Source organism: Streptomyces sp. TRD_SC_5 (assembly GCF_056836825.1).
Genome location: NZ_JBWZZS010000001.1, coordinates 3,191,310 through 3,211,873, shown reverse-complemented (window position 1 = coordinate 3,211,873; position 20,564 = coordinate 3,191,310). Strand labels below are relative to the sequence as shown.

Below are 20,564 nucleotides of genomic sequence, written 5' to 3'. Positions count from 1 at the left end.
CGCGCGATCGCGTAAGGAGGCACATTGATGTCAGTGGGGCACACGGAAGTAACCACCGACCCCGTGATCAGCTGTGGCGAATCGCAGGAGGACTGCGGAATCCGCGACGTGCTCGACCGGCTCGGCGACAAGTGGTCGGTCCTGGTCGTGGTCGAACTGGCCGCCGGAATCCGCCGGTTCAGGCAGCTCCAGCGCGCCCTGCCCGGCATCTCGCAGCGCATGCTGACCCTCACCGTCCGTCGCCTGGAGCGCGACGGCCTGCTCTCGCGGACCGTCCACCCGACGATTCCGCCGCAGGTCGAGTACGAGCTGACGCCGATGGGCCACTCCTTCACTCACGTGCTCAAGGCGCTGTCGGTCTGGTCCCTGGACCACCGGGAGGCGATGGCCGACTGCCGCAGCGCATGGGACGCGGCCAACCCGGACTCGGGAATCCGCTGATGGAACAGAGGGAGCAGAGGCAACAGAGGGAACAGATCGAGAAGGCCGTCGCCGCAGCCGTGTACGCCGCCGACGACAACGCCGGCCTGGACCTCGGTGCCTCGCTCGCCGCCGCCGCCCCCTGGGCCGAAGCGGGCCGCGAACTGCTGCGCCGGGGCGAGGAGTTCGTGCGCCGCGCCTGGGAGCGCGGCTGGCAGCCCGCCGATGTCGTACGCATCGTCCGCCGCGACCTCGACGACCGCCACGTGCGCCTGACCACCGACCTGATCGCCGCCGAGAACCGCAGGTACGCAAGAACGGCCCCCCGCTGGGAGGCACAGCTCCGCGACCTGGAGGCGGCCGAGGCGTGGTGGGGCAGCGACGACCGTTACGCCGACGCCCTCGCGGCCCGCGAGCGGGCGGACCGCTTCTCGCTCGCCACGGCGCTCCTGGAGCTCTTCCGCCTCCTCGTCCGGCTGCCCACGATCGAGCCGGTGGGCCCGCCCCCGGGCGAACCCGTGCACGTACGCCCGCACTCACTCACCGCCGACGAGCCGCGCATGCTCACCCGCATCCGCGCGCTGCTGGCCAAGGCGGAGGCGACCGACTATCCGGAGGAGGCGGAAGCCCTCACCGCCAAGGCGCAGGAGCTCATGGCGCGCCACAGCATCGACGCCGCGCTGCTCGCCGCCCAGGGGCACACCGGTGACGTGCCGGTCGCCTGCCGGATCGGTGTCGACGCGCCGTACGAGACGGCCAAGGCGATACTGCTCGACGCCGCCGCCTCCGCGAACCGCTGCCGCGCGGTGTGGAACAGCGGCCTCGGCTTCTCCACGGTCGTCGGCTTCGAACCCGACCTGGAATCCGTCGAGCTGCTCTACACCTCCCTCCTCGTGCAGGGCACGGCGGCGATGACCCGTGCGGAGGCGGCCCAGCGGGCGGGCGGCCGCAAGCGTACGAAGGCCTTCCGCCAGGCGTTCCTGACGGCGTACGCCAGCCGGGTCGGCCACCGCCTGTCCGAGGCGACGGAACACGTCACCGAGGAGGCGGGCGGCTCGCTGCTGCCGGTGCTGGCGGCGCGGGACGTGGCGGTGGAGGACCGCGCGGAGCGGATGTTCCCCGAGACGACGTCGACGCGGGTACGGGGCGTCAACGACCACGCGGGCTGGGAACACGGCACGGCCGCCGCGGACCGGGCGACGATGCCGCGCCGTCCCGGCGTGACCCGCTGACTCCCTGGACGACGAAGGCCGCGGCCCCCTGAGGAGCCGCGGCCTCGTACGACCCGAAACGCAAGTCGGTAAGCCGGTAAGTCGTACGTCAGGAACCCGGCAGCTTGGGCATGTCCGTAGGAAGCCCCTCCGGCAGCTTGTCGCCGGCCGCGGTCTTCTTGAACGAGTCCTCGATCCCGCTGTCCCACTTCACCGTGAGCGAGCCGCCGCCGGCTCCCGGCGTGACGACCCCGGTCGTACGGTCGGTGTTGCCGTCCGTGCACTTGAGTTTCAGCGTCACCTTGTCCTCCTCGGCGACCGTGCCGGAGCAGACGTGCCCACCCGCGACAGCCGCGTCGGAACCCTGGATAGTCAGCACGACGATCTTGCCGTCGGTCGTCGCCAGCCAGGACCCGGAGACGTCCGCCGACGCCCCCTGGCCCCCGCCGGACGGCGACGCGCTGCTCTCCCCGGTGCTGCCGCTGCCGCCCTTGTCCTTGCCCCCGTCGTCGCCAGGGCTGCCGCCGCTGTCGCTGCTGCAGCCGGTCAGGACGAGTGCGGCCGCGAGGGCCGCCGCCGCGACGCCGGTACGTACGAGCTCACGCACTTCGGACTCCCAGTCTCGGTGGGTCGGAACGCGTCAAGCTACCAGGAGGACTTGCGCACTCCGGGGAGGAAACCGGCATGCGCCTGTTCCCGCATCCGCACCCTGGAGAGCCCGAACTTCCTGAGGTGGCCCCGCGGCCGGCCGTCCACGCTGTCCCGGTTGCGCACCCGCGTGGCACTCGCGTCGCGCGGCTGGCGGCGCAGCTCCTCCAGCGCGGCGGCCCGCTCGGCCTCGCCCGTCGCGGGCCTGCGGAGGATCTCCTTCAACTCCGCCCGCCGTACGGCGTACCGCTCGACGACGGCCTTGCGCCGCTCATTGCGCGCGATCTTGCTCTTCTTCGCCATCAGACCTTCACTCCCCGCGCGCGGATACGGGCCACGGCCGCCTCGATGCCGATGAGGTCGACCGTCTTGATCGCCCGGGCACTGAGCACGAGCCGCACATTGCGGCCCTCACTCGCCAGCCAGTAGCGCTTGCGCTGGATGTTCGGGTCGAAGCGGCGCGAGGTGCGCCGGTGCGAGTGGGAGATGTTGTTGCCGAATCCCGGCTGGGCGCCGGTCAGCTGGCAGTGGGCGGACAAGGTCGATCACTCCTCTTTGAAAATGGGAACCATTTCCATATACTAACCACATGGCACGCAACGAAGTCCGCCCGATCATCAAGCTCAGGTCCACGGCGGGGACCGGCTACACGTACGTGACGCGCAAGAACCGCCGCAACGACCCGGACCGCATGACGCTCCGCAAGTTCGACCCCATCGCCCGCAGGCACGTCGACTTCCGCGAAGAGCGCTGACCGGGCCACAAGCCACACCAAAAGCCGGACCAGAAGGGGGCATCACTTCATGAAGCCCGGAATCCACCCGTCGTACGGCCCCGTCGTCTTCCGCGACAAGGCCGGCGGCTTCGCCTTCCTCACCCGTTCCACCATGACCAGCGAGAAGACGGTGGAGTGGGAGGACGGCCGTACGTACCCCGTCGTCGACGTCGAGATCTCCTCGCAGAGCCACCCCTTCTACACGGGCACGGCGCGTGTACTGGACACGGCGGGCCGCGTGGAGCGCTTCGAGCGCCGCTACGGGGCGAAGCAGTGAGTAAGAAGGGAAAGCTGCCCGTCGTCATCGTCGGCGGGCTGCACTCCGACGCCCGCAAGGAGGTCGTGGAGCAACTCCTGCGCCGGGTCCCCGGCAGCGTCGCCCTGCACCACGACCTCTCGACCGCGACCGACGGGACGGTACGCCGTACCGTCCGCGACACTCTCGGTGAGAGTTCGTCGGGCGACGCGCCACTCGTCAACGACTGCGCCTGCTGCGCACTGCGCGAAGACCTCGTGCCCGAGCTCGAGCGGCTGGCCGGCAGTGGCCTCACCCGCCTCGCGGTCGTCGAGCTGTGGGACTCCGTCGAGCCGAAGGCGATGGCCGAGGTCGTCGTCGCGCACGGCGGGGACGTACTCGACCTGACCGCCGTCATGACGGCGGTCGACCCCGCGCTGCTCCTGCCCTACCTCGGCTGCGGCGACGACCTGGCCGAGGCCGGACTGGCCGCCGCCGCGACCGACCAGCGCACGGTCGCCGACACCTGGGCGCGCCAGCTGGAGTACGCCCCGGTCCTCGCCGTGGTGGACAGCGACGAGGCCGACGAGCAGGACGAGGCGCTGCTCGCGCAGCTGCACCCGACGGCCCGCCGGGTCCGGGCGGCCTCCGGCGAGCTGGCCGAGGCGGCCTTCGCCGGCTTCGACATCGAGGCGGCGGCGGCCCGCCAGCACCCGGCCTGCGCGCTGCTCCCGCAGGACGCGGACGACAAGGGCGTCGGCACGCTGGTGTGGCACCGGAACCGACCCTTCCACCCGGAGCGGTTGTACGAAGCGCTGGAGGATCTCACCTGCGCGGCCGCTCGCAGCCGGGGCCGTTTCTGGCTCGCGGACCGGCCGGACACCCTGATGGCGTGGGACGCGGCGGGCGGCGCGCTGTGTGTGGAGAGCGCGGGGCCCTGGCTGGCGTCCCTGCCGGACGCCGCGTGGGAGATGGTCCCGCCCGTACGCCGGGCGGCGGCCGCACTCGACTGGCACCCCGAGCACGGGGACTGCTGCCAGCACCTGGTCTTCACTTCGCCGGGACTCGATCGCGGCGGGCTCGAAGAGCTCCTCGAATCCTGCTTGTTGACCGATGCCGAATACGCGGCGGGGCGTGATGCGTGGAAGCTCCTGCCGCCCGCTTTTGATTCCCTTCTGGAGGCCTGATGCCCCGCTTGTCCCGAGGTAAAGACCCTCGTAAGCCCCTCAAGTCCCGCCCCAATCCACTGGACGAGGCGAAGATTACGTACATTGACTACAAGGACACCGATCTTCTGCGGAAATTCATTTCGGATCGCGGGAAGATCCGCAGCCGTCGTGTGACAAGGGTCTCGGCGCAACAGCAGCGGCAGCTGACCCTCGCCATCAAGAACGCCAGGGAGATGGCCCTGTTGCCGTACTCCTCGCGCTGACCCGGAGATCTGTAACCGGGGGAGCACCCCGCGTGCACGTGCATCTGCCCATGCATCAGCAAGTGAACAAAGCTATGATCCGGGGCAGTTGACATCTGCACTTTCCGGGAGCGACCTGTGCACCACGCGTACAACGGCATGGCGGCCACAGAGCTTCACGGGGTGGTCTGGCAGAAGAGCAGGCACAGCAACTCACAGGGGTCCTGTGTGGAGTTTGCCAAATTGCCGGGCGGGAATGTGGCGGTCCGCAATTCGCGGCACCCGGACGGGCCCGCCCTGGTCTACACGCCCGCCGAGATCGAGGCGATGCTGCTCGGCATCAAGGACGGCGAGTTCGACCACCTGACGGCCGGCGGCTGACCGGAAGCAACCGGTCCGCCGCCCCGGCACGCCCTGGCCCGGCTACGGAACGTTACTGCTGCTCGGCTCTCTCGGTTCTCAGCCGGAACAGCGCCCATACGACTTTGCCGCTCAGCGTGCCGGCGAGCGGGTGCCATCCCCAGCTGTCGCTGAATGAATCCACCAGAAACAAGCCACGTCCGGACTCGGCGGAGAAGTCGTCCGCCTCACGCGTCACCGGGCTCTCGTGGCTGGGGTCGCGCACCGCGCACACCAGACGCGACGTCCAGCGCATCAGATGCAGCCGTACGGGAGGGTCCTGCTCGCCCGGACGCGGGGTGTCGGCCGGCAGCGCGTGCCGCAGCGCGTTGGTGACGAGCTCGGAGACGACCAGGGCCACGTCGTCGAAGCACTCGCCCAGCTCCCACTGGGACAGCGTCGACTTGGTGAACTGCCGTGCGCCGCGCACGGCTTCGTACCGGGGAGGCAGCGCGCAGGAGGCCGAGCTGGAGACGGCGGCGGGGTCGATGGGTGGAAGGCCCTGCCGTAATGGCTCGAACGGCTCGAGCATGGTCGATCCATTCGTCCCCATGCGAGGCACTCCCGGGATTCGCGGTCGTTGCGATACAGCGGTAGTACGGCGTCAGGCAGTACGGCGTCAGCACGAAAGAGCATGCAGGTGCGCGCGGACCATGGTTCCGAATGCGTACGGCAGATGCAAGGGCAGATGCACGTGCACGCGCCGGACCTGTCCGACCCCGTGCCGGTTCTTGCTCATTTCTTCCCGCGACCTCTTTCGGCGTCTTGTACAGCTCTTGCCATTTCCGTAATCGGATGAGTACGGGCTGAAGCGTTTTAATGGCAGACTGCGGCTCTCGGACACCTGGGGGAGGTCGCTCCGTTAGTGAACTGTCGGACTGGGGAGGGCTGGAGAAGTGACCGCAGGCGAGTCGAGCGGCTCCGTGGTGCGGCGCATCCTGCTGGGATCCCAGCTCAGGCGGCTGCGTGAGTCGCGTGGAGTCACCCGCGAAGCGGCCGGCTACTCGATCCGAGCATCCGAGTCGAAGATCAGCCGCATGGAGTTGGGACGGGTGAGCTTCAAGGCCAGGGACGTCGAGGACCTGCTGACGCTCTACGGCGTCACGGACGGCACGGAGCGCGAGTCGCTGCTGAGCCTGGCGCGGGAGGCCAACGTGGCGGGCTGGTGGCACAGTTACGGCGATGTGCTTCCTGGCTGGTTCCAGACGTACATCGGACTCGAAGGTGCCGCCTCCCTCATCCGGATTTACGAAGTCCAGTTCGTTCACGGGCTGTTGCAGACCGAGAGCTACGCGCACGCCGTCGTCTCCCGCGGCATACCGCACGCGAGCGCGGCCGAGATCGACCGCAGGGTCGCCCTGCGCCTGGAGCGCCAGAAGGTGCTGGTGTCCGAGCGCGCCCCGCACTTCCACGCCGTACTGGACGAGGCCGCACTGCGCCGGCCGTACGGCGACCGCAACGTGATGCGGGGGCAGCTGCAGCACCTCATCGAGGTCTCCGAGCGGCCGAACGTCACGCTCCAGGTGATGCCGTTCAGCTTCGGCGGCCACGCGGGCGAGAGCGGCGCGTTCACCATGCTGCAGTTCCCCGAGTCGGATCTGTCGGACCTCGTCTACCTGGAGCAGCTCACCAGCGCGCTCTACCTCGACAAGCGCGAGGAAGTCGCCCAGTACGAGCGGGTGATGGAGCGCCTCCAGAAGGACAGTCCGAGTGCGGCGGAGACCAGGGACGTGCTCCGCGGTCTGCTCCAACTTACGTAACCGGCCAGTAGGATGACGTTTTATCAGGAGTCCGCACCTGCACACCTTGCAGTAAGGGATCGCATGTCCTTCTTCACCGACCTGGCCCATCAGTACATCGACGGCGAGTGGCGGACCGGCAGCGGCTCGTGGGACATCATCGACTTCAACCCGTACAACGGGGAGAAGCTCGCCGCGATCACCGTGGCCTCGGTGGACGAGGTCGACGAGGCCTACCTGGCGGCGGAGCGCGCGCAGCCGGCCTGGGCCGCGTCGAGCGCGTACCGCAGGAGGGACGTCCTCGAACGCGCCCTGCGGATCACGCAGGACCGCGAGGACGAGATCACCGAGGCGATCATCGACGAGCTCGGTGGTACGCGGCTGAAGGCGTCGTACGAGGTCCGTCTCGCCATGGAGTTCCTGCGCGAGGCGATGCAGACCGCGCTGCGGCCCGAGGGGAACATCCTGCCCTCGCCCGTGGAGGGCAAGGAGAACCGCGTCTACCGGCTGCCGGTCGGCGTCGTCGGGGTCATCAGCCCCTTCAACTTCCCGTTCCTGGTGGCGCTCAAGTCGGTCGCCCCGGCGCTGGCGCTCGGCAACGCGGTCGTCATCAAGCCGAACCAGAACACGCCCGTCGTCGGCGGCGGCCTGATAGCCAAGATCTTCGAGGACGCGGGGCTGCCGGCCGGCCTGCTGAACGTACTCGTCACGGACATCGCGGAGATCGGTGACGCGCTCATAGAGCACCGGGTGCCGAAGGTGATCTCCTTCGCCGGCTCCGACAAGGTGGGGAGGCACATCGCCGCCGTCGCCGCGAGCCACTTCAAGCGCGCGGTGCTCGAACTGAGCGGCAACAGCGCGCTGGTCGTCCTGGACGACGCGGACATCGACTACGCCGTGGACGCCGCGGTCTTCAGCCGCTTCGTGTACCAGGGGCAGGTCTGCATGGCCGCCAACCGGATCCTGGTGGACCGGTCGGTCGAGGCGGAGTTCACGGAGAAGTTCGTCGCGAAGGTGCGGTCCCTGGTGACCGGCGACCCGGCCGACGCCAGGACCCATATAGGCCCGGTCATCAACACCTTCCAGGCGGACGCGCTGACGGGACTGGTGGAGCAGGCGCTCGCGGAGGGCGCGACCGCGCTCGTGCAGGGGTCCACGCGCGGCAATCTCGTCGAGCCGACCGTACTGAACGGGCTGCCGGCCGACTCGCCGATCCTGGCGCAGGAGATCTTCGGCCCCGTGGTGCTGCTGATTTCCTTCGACGGCGAGGAAGAGGCCGTACGGATAGCCAATGACAGCCAGTACGGGCTGAGCGGGGCGGTCCACACGGGGAACCTGGAGCGGGGCGTGCGGTTCGCGAAGCGCGTCGAGACCGGGATGATCCACATCAACGACTCGACCGTCCAGGACGAACCGCAGGTGGCCTTCGGCGGCGAGAAGTTCTCGGGGATCGGGCGGCTCAACGGGGACTCGGCGGTGGAGGCCTTCACCACGCAGAAGTGGATTTCGGTGCAGCACGGCCGGACGCACTTTCCGTTCTGAGGTCCGTCGTCGCGGACAGGCCCTGTCCGCAAGGGTTCGTAGCGTGGTTCTTGTCAGTTCGGCGACGGCAAGAGGCGGACATCATGGTCGTACACGTGAACCCAGAGGCCCACGGCGACGAGCGTGGCGCGCTCCTTGCCTTCCTGGACGCCGAGCGCGGTGGCATCCGCAGGGCGCTGATCGGCCTGACGGACGAGCAGGCGGCCACCACGCCGAGCGCGAGCGAGCTGTCGCTGTCCGGGCTGCTCAAGCACGTCTCCGAGACCGAGCAGAGCTGGCTGGCACTGGCGCAGCGGGTGGCGCCGGAGGTCGAGCGGTCCGAGGCGGACGCGGGCGAGAGCTACCGGCTGGTGGGGGGCGAGACGGTCGAGGGCCGGCTGGCGTACTGGGAGAAGGTCGCGCGGCAGACCGAGGTGTTCACCCGCTCGGTGCCCAGCCTGGACGACGCCTTTCCGCTGCCCGACGCCCCGTGGTTCCCCGACTCGCAGCGGGTGTCGATGCGCTGGCTGCTGCTCCGGGTGATCACCGAGATGTCCCGGCACGCCGGCCACGCCGGCCACGCCGACATCGTCCGCCAGAGCCTGGACGGCAGAACGGCGTTCGAGCTGGTGGCTCTGGAGCGTGGGGAGACCTGGGGCTGATCCTCCTCGCGCCGCACCCGCTACTCTCTGATCAAAGTTGAGTAGAAGGGTGGGGTGCGGCGATGTCAGCGATCAGGCTGCTGGTCCTCGGCGCCGTTCGTCAGCACGGGCGTGCGCACGGCTATCAAGTACGCAACGACCTGGAGTACTGGGGCGCCCACGAGTGGTCGAGCGCCAAGCCCGGGTCGATCTATCACGCGCTGAAGCAGATGGCCAAGCAGGGACTGCTGCACGCCCACGAGATCGCGCCGAGCACGGCGGGCGGGCCGCCGCGGACGGAGTACGAGGTCACGGAGAAGGGCACGGAGGAGTACTTCGCGCTGCTCCGCGAGGCTCTGACGACCTACGACCAGAAGATGGACGTGCTGTCGGCGGGCATCGGCTTCATCGTCGACCTCGAACGGGCCGAGGTGGTCGAACTGCTCAAGAAGCGGGTGCGGGGGCTGGAGGAGTGGCGGTCGGCCGTCACCGAGTACTACACGCCGGAGGACGGGCCCGAGTCGATCGGCCACATCGGCGAAATCATGAACATGTGGGTCCACTCGTCGGACGCGGGGGCCGAGTGGACGCGCGGCCTGATCGCGCGGATCGAGGGCGGGGCGTACTCCTTCGCGGGCGAGGGCGGTGATCCCTTCGTGGGCGTGCTCGCGGAGGGTCAGGAGAACCCGTACGCCAGCTAATCAAGTTTGACGAATGTGGGAGGGTGGTTTACCTTCGACCCTGTAGTCAAGTTTGACTACAGGGCATGGAGGGGTTGAATCGCATTGGCTGAAGTCGACGCGGCGATCGTCGTCGAAGGAGCACAGAAGCGGTACGGGGAGAAGCGGGCCCTGGACGGGCTCGACCTGGTGGTGGGGCGCGGCACGGTGCACGGCGTGCTGGGGCCCAACGGCGCGGGCAAGACCACGATCGTCCGGATCATGGCGACGCTGCTGCGGCACGACGCGGGACGGGTGGAGGTGGCCGGGTACGACGTACGGTCGCAGGCCGGTGAGGTGCGGCGGCGGATCGGGCTGCTCGGGCAGCACGCGGCGGTGGACGAGGAGCTGGGCGGGCGGCAGAACCTGGAGATGTTCGGGCGGCTGTACCACCTGGGGGCGCGCAGGGCGGGCGCGCGGGCGGACGAGCTTCTCGAGCGGTTCGGGCTCGCGGACACGGGGCGCAAGGCGGTCGGGAAGTACAGCGGAGGCATGCGGCGGCGGCTCGACCTGGCGGCCTCGCTCATCACCGACCCGCAGGTGCTGTTCCTGGACGAGCCGACGACCGGGCTCGACCCGCGCGGGCGCGCGGAGGTGTGGGGCGCGGTGCGGTCGCTGGTCGGCGGAGGTACGACCGTACTGCTCACGACGCAGTATCTGGAGGAGGCCGACCAGCTGGCCGACCGGATCACGGTGGTCGACCGGGGCAGGGCCGTCGCGGAGGGCACGCCCGACGAGCTGAAGGGCAAGGTCGGCGGCGACCGGATCGACGTGGTGCTGCACGACGTACGTCAACTGGGCGCGGCGGCCGCGCTGATGGGCCCCGACGCGGAGACGGACGCGGACCGGCGGCGGATCAGCGCGCCGGTGGCGGACCGGATGGCGGCGCTGACCGGGACCGTACGGGCGCTGGAGGCGGCCGGGATCGAGGCGGAGGACATCGCTCTGCGCCGGCCGACGCTCGACGAGGTGTTCCTGCACCTCACGAAGGAAACCGGCGAGACGAAGAAGGTCGCGGCATGAGTGCGGGCAGTGCGGGCAGTGCGGACACGGTCGGGTGGGCGGTCGCCGATTCCTGGACCATGACGCGGCGCGAACTCGCGCACTGGGGGCGGCAGCCGGTCCAGGTCGCCGTCGGCCTGGTGTTCCCGGTGATGCTGCTGCTGATGTTCGGGTTCCTGATCGGCGGCGGGAAGGGGGTCTCGGGGGATTACGTCGACTTCCTGGTGCCCGGGATGCTGGCGCTGACCATGGCTTTCGGCCTGGAGGCGACGATGCTCGCGGTCACCCAGGACCTCAACAAGGGGGTGATCGACCGGTTCCGCTCGATGCCGATGACTTCGGGCGCGGTGCTGGTGGGGCGCGCGGTCGCGGACATGCTGCAGTCGGCGGCCGGCCTGGTGGTCATGGTCGCCGTCGGCTACGCGATCGGCTGGCGCTGGCACGGCGGACTGCTCGGATTCCTGGGCGCGATCGGGCTGTTGTTGCTGCTGCGCTTCGCGATGCTGTGGATCGGCATCCAGCTGGCGATGGTCGCGGGCAGGCCGGAGATGGTGCAGGCGGTGCAGATCCTGGTCTGGCCGGTGGGTTTCCTCTCCAACGCCTTCGCGACGCCGGAGTCGATGCCGGGCTGGCTCGGTGCGGTGGTCGAATGGAACCCGCTGTCGGCGACGGCCACGGCGGTACGGGAACTCTTCGGCAACCCGGCGGCGGTCGGCAACTCCTGGCCCGCGGAACATGCGGGGCTGCTGGCCGTGGTGTGGCCGGTGGTGCTGGTGGCGGTGTTCTTTCCGCTGGCGGTACGGAGGTTCGGGCGGCTGAGCCACTGATGGCTTGAGAAGTGGAACCCGGGCGCGGTCTGCGGTGTATCAGCAGGAGAACCGGTCCACCGCGGACCGCGAGCACGCTGGGCACCTGCGAGAACTGACCGGCAGATCCAGCTGTCCGGCGTTCCGCCGGAGGCCGCACCGGGGGGCTCAGTGGTGGAAGGACGTCGCGGCCGCCGCGTCACGGGTCGCCGGGTGCGTCTGCGCCCGCAGTTCGGGCAGCACCTGCTCGAGGCTCTCCACGAGCAGCCCGGCGAGATCCGCGGAGAAGCCGTTGCGGCACACGACCCGCAGGACGGCGAGATCCTCCCGGTTCTCGGGAAACGTGTACGCCGGCACCAGCCACCCCCGCTCCCGCAGCCGCCGCGACACGTCGAAGACGTCGAAGCCCCTCACATCGGCGGCGGTCGTGAACGCGAACACCGGCAACTCGTCGCCCCGCGAGAGGAGCCGGAAGTCGCCCATCGCCTCGATCCGCTCCGCGAGCCCGCGCGCCACGTCCCTGGACGCCTGCTGCACAGCCCGGTATCCGTCCCGGCCGAGCCGCAGAAAGGTGTAGTACTGCGCGACCACCTGCGCCCCGGGCCGGGAGAAGTTGAGCGCGAAGGTCGGCATGTCGCCGCCCAGGTAGTTGACCCGGAAGACCAGTTCCTCCGGGAGTTCGGCGGGCGAGCGCCACAGCGCCCAGCCGACCCCGGGATAGACCAGGCCGTACTTGTGCCCCGAGGTGTTGATGGAAGCGACCCTCGGCAGCCGGAAGTCCCAGACCAGGTCCTCGTCGAGGAAGGGAGCGACCATCGCCCCGGATGCCCCGTCCACATGCACGGGTACGTCGAGCCCCGTGCGCTCCTGGAGGTCGTCCAGGGCCGCGCAGATCTCGGCGACGGGTTCGTACGAGCCGTCGAAGGTGGAGCCCAGCACCGCCACCACACCGATGGTGTTCTCGTCGCAGAGCGCGGCGGCGGCCTGCGGGTCGAGGTGGAACCTCTCGCCCTCCATGGGTACTTGGCGCGCCTCGACCTCCCAGAAGTTGCAGAACTTCTCCCAGCAGACCTGCACGTTGACGCCCATCACCAGGTTGGGCCGGGCCTCGCCCGGATACCGGCCGGCGTTTCTCGTCGCCCAGCGGCGCTTGAGGGCCATTCCGGCGAGCATGCACGCCTCGCTGGACCCGGTCGTCGAGCAGCCCACGGCCGCCGTCGGGTCCGGTGCGTTCCAGAGGCCGGCGAGCATGGCGACACACCGCCGCTCCAACTCGGCGGTGCGCGGGTACTCGTCCTTGTCGATCATGTTCTTGTCGCGGCACTCGCCCATCAGCTCGCCCGCCTGGGGCTCCATCCAGGTGGTGACGAAGGTGGCGAGATTGAGCCGGGAGTTGCCGTCGAGCATCAGCTCGTCGTGCACGAGCTGATACGCCGTGGCCGGAGCCATGGGTCCGTCGGGCAGCCGGTGCTTCGGCGGAGCGGCCGCCATGTCGCCCACGGGGTCGGCCGCGCCGTAGAAGGGGTTCAAGGCAAGCCTGCGGTGCTGCTGGCTGTCCCGGCCCGTGCCGTCCCCGCCGGTACCGCCTCGGTGAAGTGCCATGCGCTCACCATAAGGGTGAATAAGTGGACGTAACACTCCAAAAGAACAGGGCTTGCACCTCACGTGACGTGAGGGCTCAGGCTGAGACGCGTACCGCGAAGAGGAACAAGTAAGGAGCGGAAGCGATGAGCTACTCCGTGGGACAGGTCGCCGGATTCGCCGGAGTGACGGTGCGCACGCTGCACCACTACGACGAGATCGGACTGCTCTCCCCGAGCGGCCGCAGCCACGCGGGCCACCGGCGCTATGACGACGCCGACCTCGACCGGCTGCAGCAGATCCTGTTCTACCGGGAGCTCGGCTTCCCGCTCGACGAGGTGGCGGCCCTCCTCGACGACCCGGCCGCGGACCCGCGGGAGCACCTGCGGCGCCAGCACGAGCTGCTGTCCGGCCGGATCGCGAAACTGCAGAAGATGGCCGCCGCCGTCGAAACCGCCATGGAGGCACGGAAGATGGGCATCAACCTCACCCCGGAAGAGAAGTTCGAGGTCTTCGGCGACCACGACCCGGAGCAGTACGCCGAGGAGACCGAGCAGCGCTGGGGCACCAGCGAGGAGTACAAGGAGTCGCGGCGCAGGACCGCGGCGTACACCAAGGAGGACTGGCTGCGGATCAAGGCGGAGGGTGAGGAGACCACCGCCCGCCTGGTCGCCGCCATGGAGGCCGGCGCCCCGCCCGACTCGGTCCGGGCCATGGACCTCGCGGAGGAGCATCGCTCCTGGATCAGCCGCAATCACTACGACTGCGGCTACGACATGCACGTCTGCCTCGCCGAGATGTACGTCGCCGACGAGCGCTTCACCACGTCCATCGACGCGGCGAAGTCCGGCCTGGCCGCCTATCTGCGCGCGGCGATCCTCGCCAACGCCGCCCGCCACGTTTGACGCACGGCGGCGCTAAAGGTGCGCGTACGGCCCCGGAGGCGCCCCGGAGCCGTACACGAACCCGCCGTCACTCCTTGGTGAGGACGACCGCGGTGCCGTACGCGCACACCTCGGTTCCCACGTCGGCCGCGTCGGCCACGTCGAAACGCATCATCAGCACACCGTTCGCGCCCCGCGCCCTGGCCTGCTCCACGAGCCGTTCCATCGCCTGGTTGCGCGTCTCGACCAGTGTCTTGGTGAGTCCCTTGAGCTCGCCGCCGATCATCGACTTCAGCCCGGCGCCGATCTGGCTGCCCAGGTGCCGTGAGCGCACCGTCAGGCCGAAGACCTCTCCGATCACCCGGTCCACCCGGTAGCCGGGTGCGTCGTTCGTGGTGACCACCAGTACGTCGGACTGCGCTTCCGGCCCGCCGCCGTAATCCTCGATGCCCATCCGCATCCACCTCCTGGCGCCCAGCTTTGCCGTACTTCGGTCCCCGCGCATCCCCTGGGGCCTACTGGAACCAGGAGCACCCCGGTGGCGTTGATAGCTTTGGGCAGCACACCCGCAGACGATCCCACCCTGGAGCCCGGTACCCGTGAATACGCTTGCGCTCGGACCGAGCTGGCTGGAGCCGAACTATCTGCTGGAGCAGTTCGGCCTGATCGGCCTCCTGGTCATCGTGTTCGCCGAGTCCGGCCTGCTCATCGGCTTCTTCCTGCCGGGCGACTCGCTGCTGTTCACCACCGGCCTGCTGGTGACCACGGGCGCCCTCGACACCCCGCTGTGGCTGGTCTGCACGCTGGTCGTCCTCGCGGCGATCATCGGTGACCAGGTCGGCTATCTCTTCGGCCGCAAGGTCGGCCCTGCGCTTTTCACCCGCCCGGACTCCCGGCTCTTCAAGCAGGAGAACGTCGAGAAGGCGCACGAATTCTTCGAGAAGTACGGCCCGAAGTCGCTGGTCCTGGCCCGCTTCGTGCCGATCGTCCGCACCTTCACGCCGATCATCGCCGGCGTGAGCAGGATGAACTACCGCTCGTTCGTCACGTACAACATCATCGGCGGTGTGCTGTGGGGCGCGGGCGTCACGCTGCTCGGCGCCGCGCTCGGCAAGGTCGAGTTCGTCCACAAGAACATCGAAGCGATCCTGATCCTGATCGTGCTGGTCTCGGTCCTCCCGATCGCCATCGAGTACCTGCGCGCCCGCAGCAAGAACAAGAAGGCCGCGGCCGCCGAGGGCGGCGGTCCTGCCGACGGCACGCCCCCGGCCGCGCGCGGCCGCCACGCCAAGCGCTGACCCCGTGCAGCGGCGCTGACCTCCGGCAGAGGACCTCAGAAGCCGCGCGTCCGCTTGGCCGCGCGGCGGCTGGCCCCACGGCCCGCCCCCGGCATCTTCAGGAACAGCCGGGAGATCTCGCCACCGAGATTCACCCCGATCGCGATGGCCAACGACAGGGCCGCCGCGCTCGACAGGGACGCGAGGCCCTTGTTCAGGTCGTTCTGGGCGATGCCCAGCAGTCCGAAGTACGTCGCCGAACCCGGCAGCAGCGGACCGATCGCCGCCGTGACGTACGGCAGCGCCGAGGCGTACTGGTAGCGCGAGAACAGCTGCCCGAAGAGACCCACCAGGCCGGCCGCGACAGCCGTCGACGCCACCTGCGAGATCTCGCCGACATCATGCATCGCGCCGTACACCAGCCAGGCGACTCCGCCGTTCAGGGTCACGATCAGCACGGTGTTACGTTCCTGCTGGAGCAGGATCGCGAAGGCGAAGCAGAGCAGCATCGACGCCAGGATCTGCGTCACCGGACGCTCGACCGTCTCCAGCGCCGTCGCCGCGTGCAGATTGGCATCCAGCTGCACTCCCAGATAGAGCACGAGCAGCACGCCGATGACGATCGCGATGAAGAAGTACATGACTTCGAGCAGTCGTGCCGACGCGGTGATGTAGTAGCCGGTCAGGCCGTCCTGCACGCCCGCGACCAGGGCCCGCCCCGGCAGCAGCGCGAACAGCCCACCGGTGATCACCGCGGACGGCCGCACGTCCCACATCGTCGTCGTCGGAGCGAGCGTGAGCGCCACCCCTATGGCGGCGGGCGGCATCGCCGCCACCACGAACTGGTAGAACTCCGGCAGTCCGCGCCCAGCGCACAGCCACGCCAGCCGGTCACCGAGCATCGCTCCGATCGCGGCCGCCAGGAACACCACGGGCCCACCGCCGACCAGCACGGAGGCCGCACCGGCCAGCAGCCCGCTGGCCGCCGTCAGCGCCCAGCCCGGGTACGGGTGACGGTTACGGCGTATCTCCGCGAGAGTGCGGTACGCCTCCTCCAGCGTGACGTCGGTGTCCGGCGACGTGATGTCGTCGATGAGGTGGTAGACCGCCGCCAGCCGGGTGTAGTCGGTGCCCCGGCGGCGTACGGTCCTGCTCGCCGTGACCGGGTCCTCCACCAGTGACGGCTGGTACGAGATCGACAGCAGGGTGAAGGTGACGTTCGGCTCGCAGCGGTCGAGACCGTACGCCCGGCTCACACCGAACATCGCCGCCTCGACGTCCTCGGCGCCCTCGCCGCCCGCGAGCAGCAGCTCCCCGATACGCAGCGTCAGGTCCAGCACGCGCGGTACGGCGGGCCCGGCGTCGTCGTGCCGCTGCACCGGCTCCGGCACCGGGCGGTCGCCGACCGGCATGCGCAGCAGCGTACGCATCCGGTCCTGCCAGGGCGCCTCCTTGGTCAGCCGGACCACGGGCACCCCGTAGGCCGGGGTGAACGCGGGCGGCGCGTTGCGGGCGTTGTAGGTGGAGGGGGTGTCGAAGGCCGACGCCTCCGGCGGGACGGGATACTCGCCCGTGGTCAGCCCCTCGGGCAGGGCGAACTCGGAGGTCGGGCTGTCCTCCTCGGACAGTTCCGGCTGCTCCACCCCGGCCGGCGGAGTGAAAGCGCTGCGCGCCTCGTCCGACTGCGGCTTGCGGTCCTCGGGGCCCTCACTCTCGGCTCCGCTGCCGCCGCGCTTCGGCTCCGCCACTACTTGCCTCGCTTCGATTCCTTGATCCAGTACGTTCGTATGCCCAAGCCATGGCCAGACATGCCCAGTATGCGGACGGACTCCCTCCTCTTGCGCGCCGCTCAACACGCGGCGGGCGGTGCACCCCCATTGGGATGCACCGCCCGCCGTGATGTCAGTCGAGCCCAGGGCCTCGTCAGTGGCTGCCGCCCTGCGCCTGCAGGCGCTTGTAGGAGGCCTCGACCTCGGCCTCGGCCTCGGTGCGGCCGACCCAGTCGGCGCCCTCTACGGACTTGCCGGGCTCCAGGTCCTTGTAGACCTCGAAGAAGTGCTGGATCTCCAGGCGGTCGAACTCCGACACGTGGTGGATGTCGCGCAGGTGCTCAACCCGCGGGTCCGACGCCGGGACGCACAGCAGCTTGTCGTCGCCGCCGGCCTCGTCGGTCATCCGGAACATGCCGATCGCGCGGCACTTGATGACACAGCCGGGGAACGTGGGCTCGTCGAGCAGTACGAGCGCGTCCAGCGGGTCGCCGTCCTCGCCGAGGGTGTTCTCGACGAAGCCGTAGTCCGCCGGGTAGCTCGTGGAAGTGAAGAGTCGACGGTCCAGGCGGATCCGGCCGGTCTCGTGGTCCACCTCGTACTTGTTCCGCGAACCCTTCGGAATCTCGATGGTGACGTCGAACTCCACGGGTGGTTCCTCCATGATCAGCACATACTCCGAGTGGTGCCGCGTCCTTCCGGGGGCGAGCCCGGACCGTCGGCCGGATCGGTAGGCCGGACGAGCCGGGGCGTCATGCTCCCGGCAACACGCAGTGGTTAAGTGTCCCTCACGCAGGTGTGTGATCGCGAAAGGGGCTGGTCCGAGGTGCCGGAGCGCAAAACGTGGCAGCTCGCGACGATCGCGGCTGTGACCGGTCTCGCCCTCTCCGCCGGGGCGGTGGCCGCGGCGGGCCCCTGGGACTCCGGTCAGCGTAAGGCCGAGCGGGCGTGGGCCGCCTCCCAGGACGGTACGGGTGGCGCACATCACGAGTCACCGGCGCGCGGCGTCCCGGCGCCCGCCCCCAGCGCGCCCGGCGTGCTCACCGCGCTCGGCATGCCCGTACCGCCGCCCGCCGAGAGCGGCCTCGCGGACGCCCTGGACCCGCTGCTGCGCGATCCCGCGCTCGGCACGCGCCGTACCGCGTCGGTGATCGACACCGCGACCGGCACACAGGTGTACGGGAAGGGCGAGACGGACGGGATGGTTCCGGCCTCCACGATCAAGATCGCGACGGCGGTCGCCGCGCTGTCCGCGCTCGGCCCCGACCACCGCATCGCCACCACCGTCACCGCGTCCCCCGACGGCAAGAAGACCGTTCTCGTCGGTGGCGGCGACCCCACGCTGGACCGGGACTCCCTGGCCTCCCTGGCCGACGACACCGTACGAGCGCTGCGGGACCGCGGCGCCGACGAGACGGAGCTCGCCTACGACGCCACGCTGTACTCGGGCCCCGACCTTCACCCCATCGGCCCCAACGAGAACATCAGCCCCGTCAGCCCCCTGATGATCGAGGAGGGCCGGCTCGACGGCTCCCACAGCGGCCCCGCCCCACGCAGCGCCGACCCCGCGGGTGACGCCGCCCGCGCGTTCGCGGAAATGCTGCGCGAGCGCGGCGTCGAGGCGAAGGGCGGCCCGGCACCCGGGAAGGGCCCCGTCAACCCTGACAACGCAGAACCGGTCGCCAGGGCCCTGTCCGCGCCGCTGTCCGCCCTCGTCGAGCGCGCGCTCACCAACAGCGACAACGACATCGCCGAGGCCCTGGCCCGCCAGACCGCGCTCGCATCGGACGAACCGGCCAGTTTCGAAGGCGCCGGCAAGGCCGTCGAGGCCCGGCTCAAGAAGCTCGAACTGCCGCTGTCCGGCGCCCGTTTCGCCGACGGCAGCGGCCTGGACCGCGACGACCGCATGTCCGCGGCACTGCTTTCCGGCCTCCTCTCCCGCGCGGCCGACCCGGCGCGCCCCGAACTGCGGCCCGTACTGACGGGCCTGCCGGTGGCCGGTTTCAGCGGCACCCTGAAGAGCCGGTACGCCAAGGACTCACCCGGTACGGGCATGGTCCGCGCCAAGACCGGCACCCTCCGCGGCGTGAACACGCTGGCCGGAACCGTCGTCGACGCGGACGGCCGGCTCCTCTCCTTCGCCTTCCTCACCTCGGGCACCACAGGCCCCCAAGCCGCCCAGTCGGCCCTGGACCGGCTCGCCTCCACGATCGCCAACTGCGGCTGCGAGCCGTCCGCCGGCCGACCGGGACGTACCTGAACCCCGACGAAGTTCAGGGCTACGGGTGGAGCACAACACCTGACCGCCGAGCGGGTCGACAACGTACGGTTGACGCATGACGAGCATCGGTGGTGCGGAGATGGTCGACTGGAACCTCGCGGTGGCGACCGCGACCCGACTGGTGAGGCCAGGTCCCGACGTGAGCCGGGACGAGGCGCGAGCCGTCGTCGCCGAGCTCCGCCGGCACGCCAAGGCGTCGGAGGAGCATGTCCGCGCCTTCACGCGGATGATCCCCGAAGGGCACGAGCCACAGGACACCCCGGTCCTCGTCGTCGACCGGGCCGGCTGGATCCGGGCGAACGTCGCCGGGTTCAGGGAAGTCCTGCGCCCGCTCCTGGACAAGATGCAGGAACGCCGGGGCAACGGACCCGGCGGCGCCGTGCTCGGCGCGGTCGGCGGCAAGGTGACCGGCGTCGAGGTCGGCATGCTGCTGTCCTTCCTCGCCTCGCGCGTCCTCGGGCAGTACGAGACCTTCGCCCCGCCCTCCCGCGAGCTCCCCGCCGGGACCGGTGGCGGCCGCCTGCTGCTCGTCGCCCCGAACATCGTCCACGTCGAGCGGGAGCTCGAAGTGGACCCGCACGACTTCCGGCTCTGGGTCTGCCTGCACGAGGAGACCCACCGCACCCAGTTCACGGCGGTGCCCTGGCTGCGCGACCACCTGGAGGGCGAAATCCAGTCGTTCCTCGGCGAGACCGAGGTCGACCCGATGACCGTTCTGGAGCGCCTGCGGGAAGCGGCCCAGTCGCTGGCCGGCGGCCGCCCCGAGGGCGAGGCGGGCGAGGACGGCGGCCGCAGCCTCGTCGAGATCGTCCAGACCCCCGCCCAGCGCGAGATCCTGGGCCGCCTGACCGCCGTCATGTCGCTGCTCGAGGGCCACGCCGACTTCGTGATGGACGGTGTGGGGCCCGACGTGGTGCCGTCCGTCGCCGAGATCCGCGAGAAGTTCCAGCAGCGCAGGGCGCGCGGCGCCAGCCGCCTGGACATGGCCCTGCGCAAGCTGCTCGGCCTGGACGCCAAGCTCCGGCAGTACCGTGACGGTGAGCGGTTTGTACGGGCTGTGGTGGAGGAGGTCGGAATGGACGGCTTCAACCGGGTCTGGACCTCGCCGAACACCCTCCCCACCAAGGCGGAGATCGCCAAACCGGCGGACTGGGTCGCGCGGGTGCACCGTAAGGCAGAGTCGTAATACGGGTGCGGCCGACGGCAGGGGAACGCCCTTCCAATCACCCATCCGAGGGACCGTAG

The 20,564-nt window shown here is 69.9% G+C and carries 25 protein-coding genes; 17 read left to right on the top strand and 8 right to left on the bottom strand.

Translation table 11 applies throughout. The features are described 5' to 3' along the window. Positions 1 to 27 precede the first annotated feature (27 nt). Together AC1P0E_RS14885 and AC1P0E_RS14880 are read left to right on the top strand one after the other, a co-directional pair. Positions 28 to 441 (top strand): winged helix-turn-helix transcriptional regulator, encoded by a 414-nt coding sequence (locus AC1P0E_RS14885; protein WP_215133708.1) that lies wholly within the window; start codon positions 28 to 30, stop codon positions 439 to 441. Continuing rightward, positions 441 to 1,652, top strand: coding sequence for a DUF2786 domain-containing protein (locus AC1P0E_RS14880; RefSeq protein WP_482742642.1), 1,212 nt, complete (start codon positions 441 to 443; stop codon positions 1,650 to 1,652). Before AC1P0E_RS14885 ends, AC1P0E_RS14880 begins: the two co-directional genes overlap by 1 nt. Positions 1,653 to 1,740: 88 nt before the next feature. On the opposite strand, the gene AC1P0E_RS14875 is transcribed toward AC1P0E_RS14880, so the two are convergent. The 3 genes from AC1P0E_RS14875 to rpmB are packed head-to-tail and all read right to left on the bottom strand — an operon-like array spanning position 1,741 to position 2,818. Continuing rightward, complete coding sequence (locus tag AC1P0E_RS14875; RefSeq protein ID WP_482742641.1) at positions 1,741 to 2,238, bottom strand: hypothetical protein; 498 nt, start codon at positions 2,236 to 2,238, stop codon at positions 1,741 to 1,743. A 38-nt stretch (positions 2,239 to 2,276) separates the two neighbouring features. Then, positions 2,277 to 2,582: a 30S ribosomal protein S14 gene (gene rpsN / locus AC1P0E_RS14870; RefSeq protein ID WP_482742640.1), complete on the bottom strand. Its 306-nt coding sequence runs from the start codon at positions 2,580 to 2,582 to the stop codon at positions 2,277 to 2,279. Next, entirely contained in the window at positions 2,582 to 2,818 is a 237-nt protein-coding gene (gene rpmB / locus AC1P0E_RS14865) for a 50S ribosomal protein L28 (protein ID WP_482742639.1), read from the bottom strand. The genes rpsN and rpmB overlap by 1 nt, the downstream gene beginning before the upstream one ends. A gap of 50 nt (positions 2,819 to 2,868) precedes the next feature. On the opposite strand from rpmB, the gene rpmG reads away from it, so the two are divergent. From rpmG to AC1P0E_RS14840, 5 genes are all read left to right on the top strand, one after another. Next, entirely contained in the window at positions 2,869 to 3,033 is a 165-nt protein-coding gene (rpmG, locus tag AC1P0E_RS14860) for a 50S ribosomal protein L33 (protein WP_069927669.1), read from the top strand. 49 nt (positions 3,034 to 3,082) lie between these two features. After that, positions 3,083 to 3,331, top strand: coding sequence for a type B 50S ribosomal protein L31 (locus AC1P0E_RS14855; protein WP_482742638.1), 249 nt, complete (start codon positions 3,083 to 3,085; stop codon positions 3,329 to 3,331). Beyond that, positions 3,328 to 4,476 carry a CobW family GTP-binding protein gene (locus tag AC1P0E_RS14850; protein ID WP_482742637.1) on the top strand — a complete coding sequence of 383 codons (1,149 nt, stop codon included), beginning with the start codon at positions 3,328 to 3,330 and terminating at the stop codon, positions 4,474 to 4,476. The genes AC1P0E_RS14855 and AC1P0E_RS14850 overlap by 4 nt, the downstream gene beginning before the upstream one ends. 8 nt (positions 4,477 to 4,484) lie before the next feature. Continuing rightward, positions 4,485 to 4,721: a 30S ribosomal protein S18 gene (gene rpsR / locus AC1P0E_RS14845; protein ID WP_482742636.1), complete on the top strand. Its 237-nt coding sequence runs from the start codon at positions 4,485 to 4,487 to the stop codon at positions 4,719 to 4,721. Positions 4,722 to 4,838: 117 nt separating this feature from the next. After that, on the top strand, positions 4,839 to 5,081 hold the full coding sequence (locus AC1P0E_RS14840) for a DUF397 domain-containing protein (protein WP_189715548.1): 243 nt from the start codon (positions 4,839 to 4,841) through the stop codon (positions 5,079 to 5,081). A 52-nt stretch (positions 5,082 to 5,133) separates the two neighbouring features. Here the strand turns inward: AC1P0E_RS14840 and AC1P0E_RS14835 are convergent, their stop codons facing one another. Next, a complete protein-coding gene (locus AC1P0E_RS14835) occupies positions 5,134 to 5,652 on the bottom strand; it encodes an ATP-binding protein (protein ID WP_482742635.1) in 519 nt (172 codons plus the stop codon). A gap of 343 nt (positions 5,653 to 5,995) precedes the next feature. Between AC1P0E_RS14835 and AC1P0E_RS14830 the strand changes: the two genes are divergently transcribed. The 6 genes from AC1P0E_RS14830 to AC1P0E_RS14805 all read left to right on the top strand — a co-directional run bounded on the left by AC1P0E_RS14830 (position 5,996) and on the right by AC1P0E_RS14805 (position 11,548). Then, positions 5,996 to 6,859: a helix-turn-helix domain-containing protein gene (locus AC1P0E_RS14830; protein WP_482742634.1), complete on the top strand. Its 864-nt coding sequence runs from the start codon at positions 5,996 to 5,998 to the stop codon at positions 6,857 to 6,859. 63 nt (positions 6,860 to 6,922) lie between these two features. Next, complete coding sequence (locus AC1P0E_RS14825; protein WP_482742633.1) at positions 6,923 to 8,380, top strand: aldehyde dehydrogenase family protein; 1,458 nt, start codon at positions 6,923 to 6,925, stop codon at positions 8,378 to 8,380. An 83-nt stretch (positions 8,381 to 8,463) separates the two neighbouring features. Further along, positions 8,464 to 9,021: a DinB family protein gene (locus tag AC1P0E_RS14820; protein ID WP_482742632.1), complete on the top strand. Its 558-nt coding sequence runs from the start codon at positions 8,464 to 8,466 to the stop codon at positions 9,019 to 9,021. Positions 9,022 to 9,083: 62 nt separating this feature from the next. Then, the gene (locus AC1P0E_RS14815; RefSeq protein ID WP_482742631.1) at positions 9,084 to 9,701 is read left to right on the top strand and encodes a PadR family transcriptional regulator; all 618 of its coding nucleotides are present in this window, start codon (positions 9,084 to 9,086) and stop codon (positions 9,699 to 9,701) included. 84 nt (positions 9,702 to 9,785) lie between these two features. Further along, positions 9,786 to 10,742, top strand: coding sequence for an ATP-binding cassette domain-containing protein (locus AC1P0E_RS14810; RefSeq protein ID WP_482742630.1), 957 nt, complete (start codon positions 9,786 to 9,788; stop codon positions 10,740 to 10,742). Beyond that, positions 10,739 to 11,548 (top strand): ABC transporter permease, encoded by an 810-nt coding sequence (locus AC1P0E_RS14805; RefSeq protein WP_482742629.1) that lies wholly within the window; start codon positions 10,739 to 10,741, stop codon positions 11,546 to 11,548. The genes AC1P0E_RS14810 and AC1P0E_RS14805 overlap by 4 nt, the downstream gene beginning before the upstream one ends. Before the next feature lie 147 nt (positions 11,549 to 11,695). Here the strand turns inward: AC1P0E_RS14805 and gad are convergent, their stop codons facing one another. After that, on the bottom strand, positions 11,696 to 13,129 hold the full coding sequence (gad, locus tag AC1P0E_RS14800; protein WP_482742628.1) for a glutamate decarboxylase: 1,434 nt from the start codon (positions 13,127 to 13,129) through the stop codon (positions 11,696 to 11,698). Between the two features lie 125 nt (positions 13,130 to 13,254). On the opposite strand from gad, the gene AC1P0E_RS14795 reads away from it, so the two are divergent. Beyond that, positions 13,255 to 14,013: a MerR family transcriptional regulator gene (locus AC1P0E_RS14795; protein ID WP_482742627.1), complete on the top strand. Its 759-nt coding sequence runs from the start codon at positions 13,255 to 13,257 to the stop codon at positions 14,011 to 14,013. A 67-nt stretch (positions 14,014 to 14,080) separates the two neighbouring features. Here the strand turns inward: AC1P0E_RS14795 and AC1P0E_RS14790 are convergent, their stop codons facing one another. Further along, the gene (locus AC1P0E_RS14790; protein WP_482742626.1) at positions 14,081 to 14,446 is read right to left on the bottom strand and encodes a YbjQ family protein; all 366 of its coding nucleotides are present in this window, start codon (positions 14,444 to 14,446) and stop codon (positions 14,081 to 14,083) included. Positions 14,447 to 14,591: 145 nt separating this feature from the next. Here AC1P0E_RS14790 and AC1P0E_RS14785 point away from each other — a divergent pair, with 145 nt between their 5' ends. Continuing rightward, positions 14,592 to 15,290 carry a DedA family protein gene (locus AC1P0E_RS14785; RefSeq protein ID WP_482742625.1) on the top strand — a complete coding sequence of 233 codons (699 nt, stop codon included), beginning with the start codon at positions 14,592 to 14,594 and terminating at the stop codon, positions 15,288 to 15,290. Between the two features lie 35 nt (positions 15,291 to 15,325). Here AC1P0E_RS14785 and AC1P0E_RS14780 read toward each other — a convergent pair whose 3' ends face one another. Both AC1P0E_RS14780 and AC1P0E_RS14775 read right to left on the bottom strand, forming a co-directional pair. Beyond that, positions 15,326 to 17,017, bottom strand: coding sequence for a threonine/serine exporter family protein (locus AC1P0E_RS14780; RefSeq protein ID WP_482742624.1), 1,692 nt, complete (start codon positions 17,015 to 17,017; stop codon positions 15,326 to 15,328). A 175-nt stretch (positions 17,018 to 17,192) separates the two neighbouring features. Further along, positions 17,193 to 17,687 carry an inorganic diphosphatase gene (locus tag AC1P0E_RS14775; RefSeq protein ID WP_069930540.1) on the bottom strand — a complete coding sequence of 165 codons (495 nt, stop codon included), beginning with the start codon at positions 17,685 to 17,687 and terminating at the stop codon, positions 17,193 to 17,195. Positions 17,688 to 17,864: 177 nt separating this feature from the next. Between AC1P0E_RS14775 and dacB the strand changes: the two genes are divergently transcribed. Further along, on the top strand, positions 17,865 to 19,298 hold the full coding sequence (dacB, locus tag AC1P0E_RS14770; protein WP_482742623.1) for a D-alanyl-D-alanine carboxypeptidase/D-alanyl-D-alanine endopeptidase: 1,434 nt from the start codon (positions 17,865 to 17,867) through the stop codon (positions 19,296 to 19,298). 76 nt (positions 19,299 to 19,374) lie between these two features. Next, complete coding sequence (locus AC1P0E_RS14765; RefSeq protein WP_482742622.1) at positions 19,375 to 20,505, top strand: zinc-dependent metalloprotease; 1,131 nt, start codon at positions 19,375 to 19,377, stop codon at positions 20,503 to 20,505. The last annotated feature ends 59 nt before the right edge of the window (positions 20,506 to 20,564 follow it).

Excerpts from the sequence above, each read along its gene's own strand:
- rpsN (WP_482742640.1), bottom strand. The coding sequence starts at position 2,582 with ATGGCGAAGAAGAGCAAGATCGCGCGCAATGAGCGGCGCAAGGCCGTC.
- rpmG (WP_069927669.1), top strand. The coding sequence starts at position 2,869 with ATGGCACGCAACGAAGTCCGCCCGATCATCAAGCTCAGGTCCACGGCG.
- AC1P0E_RS14790 (WP_482742626.1), bottom strand. The coding sequence starts at position 14,446 with ATGGGCATCGAGGATTACGGCGGCGGGCCGGAAGCGCAGTCCGACGTA.
- AC1P0E_RS14855 (WP_482742638.1), top strand. The coding sequence starts at position 3,083 with ATGAAGCCCGGAATCCACCCGTCGTACGGCCCCGTCGTCTTCCGCGAC.
- AC1P0E_RS14795 (WP_482742627.1), top strand. The coding sequence starts at position 13,255 with ATGAGCTACTCCGTGGGACAGGTCGCCGGATTCGCCGGAGTGACGGTG.
- AC1P0E_RS14805 (WP_482742629.1), top strand. The coding sequence starts at position 10,739 with ATGAGTGCGGGCAGTGCGGGCAGTGCGGACACGGTCGGGTGGGCGGTC.
- AC1P0E_RS14825 (WP_482742633.1), top strand. The coding sequence starts at position 6,923 with ATGTCCTTCTTCACCGACCTGGCCCATCAGTACATCGACGGCGAGTGG.
- gad (WP_482742628.1), bottom strand. The coding sequence starts at position 13,129 with ATGGCACTTCACCGAGGCGGTACCGGCGGGGACGGCACGGGCCGGGAC.
- AC1P0E_RS14765 (WP_482742622.1), top strand. The coding sequence starts at position 19,375 with ATGACGAGCATCGGTGGTGCGGAGATGGTCGACTGGAACCTCGCGGTG.
- AC1P0E_RS14885 (WP_215133708.1), top strand. The coding sequence starts at position 28 with ATGTCAGTGGGGCACACGGAAGTAACCACCGACCCCGTGATCAGCTGT.
- AC1P0E_RS14835 (WP_482742635.1), bottom strand. The coding sequence starts at position 5,652 with ATGGGGACGAATGGATCGACCATGCTCGAGCCGTTCGAGCCATTACGG.
- AC1P0E_RS14820 (WP_482742632.1), top strand. The coding sequence starts at position 8,464 with ATGGTCGTACACGTGAACCCAGAGGCCCACGGCGACGAGCGTGGCGCG.
- AC1P0E_RS14815 (WP_482742631.1), top strand. The coding sequence starts at position 9,084 with ATGTCAGCGATCAGGCTGCTGGTCCTCGGCGCCGTTCGTCAGCACGGG.
- AC1P0E_RS14880 (WP_482742642.1), top strand. The coding sequence starts at position 441 with ATGGAACAGAGGGAGCAGAGGCAACAGAGGGAACAGATCGAGAAGGCC.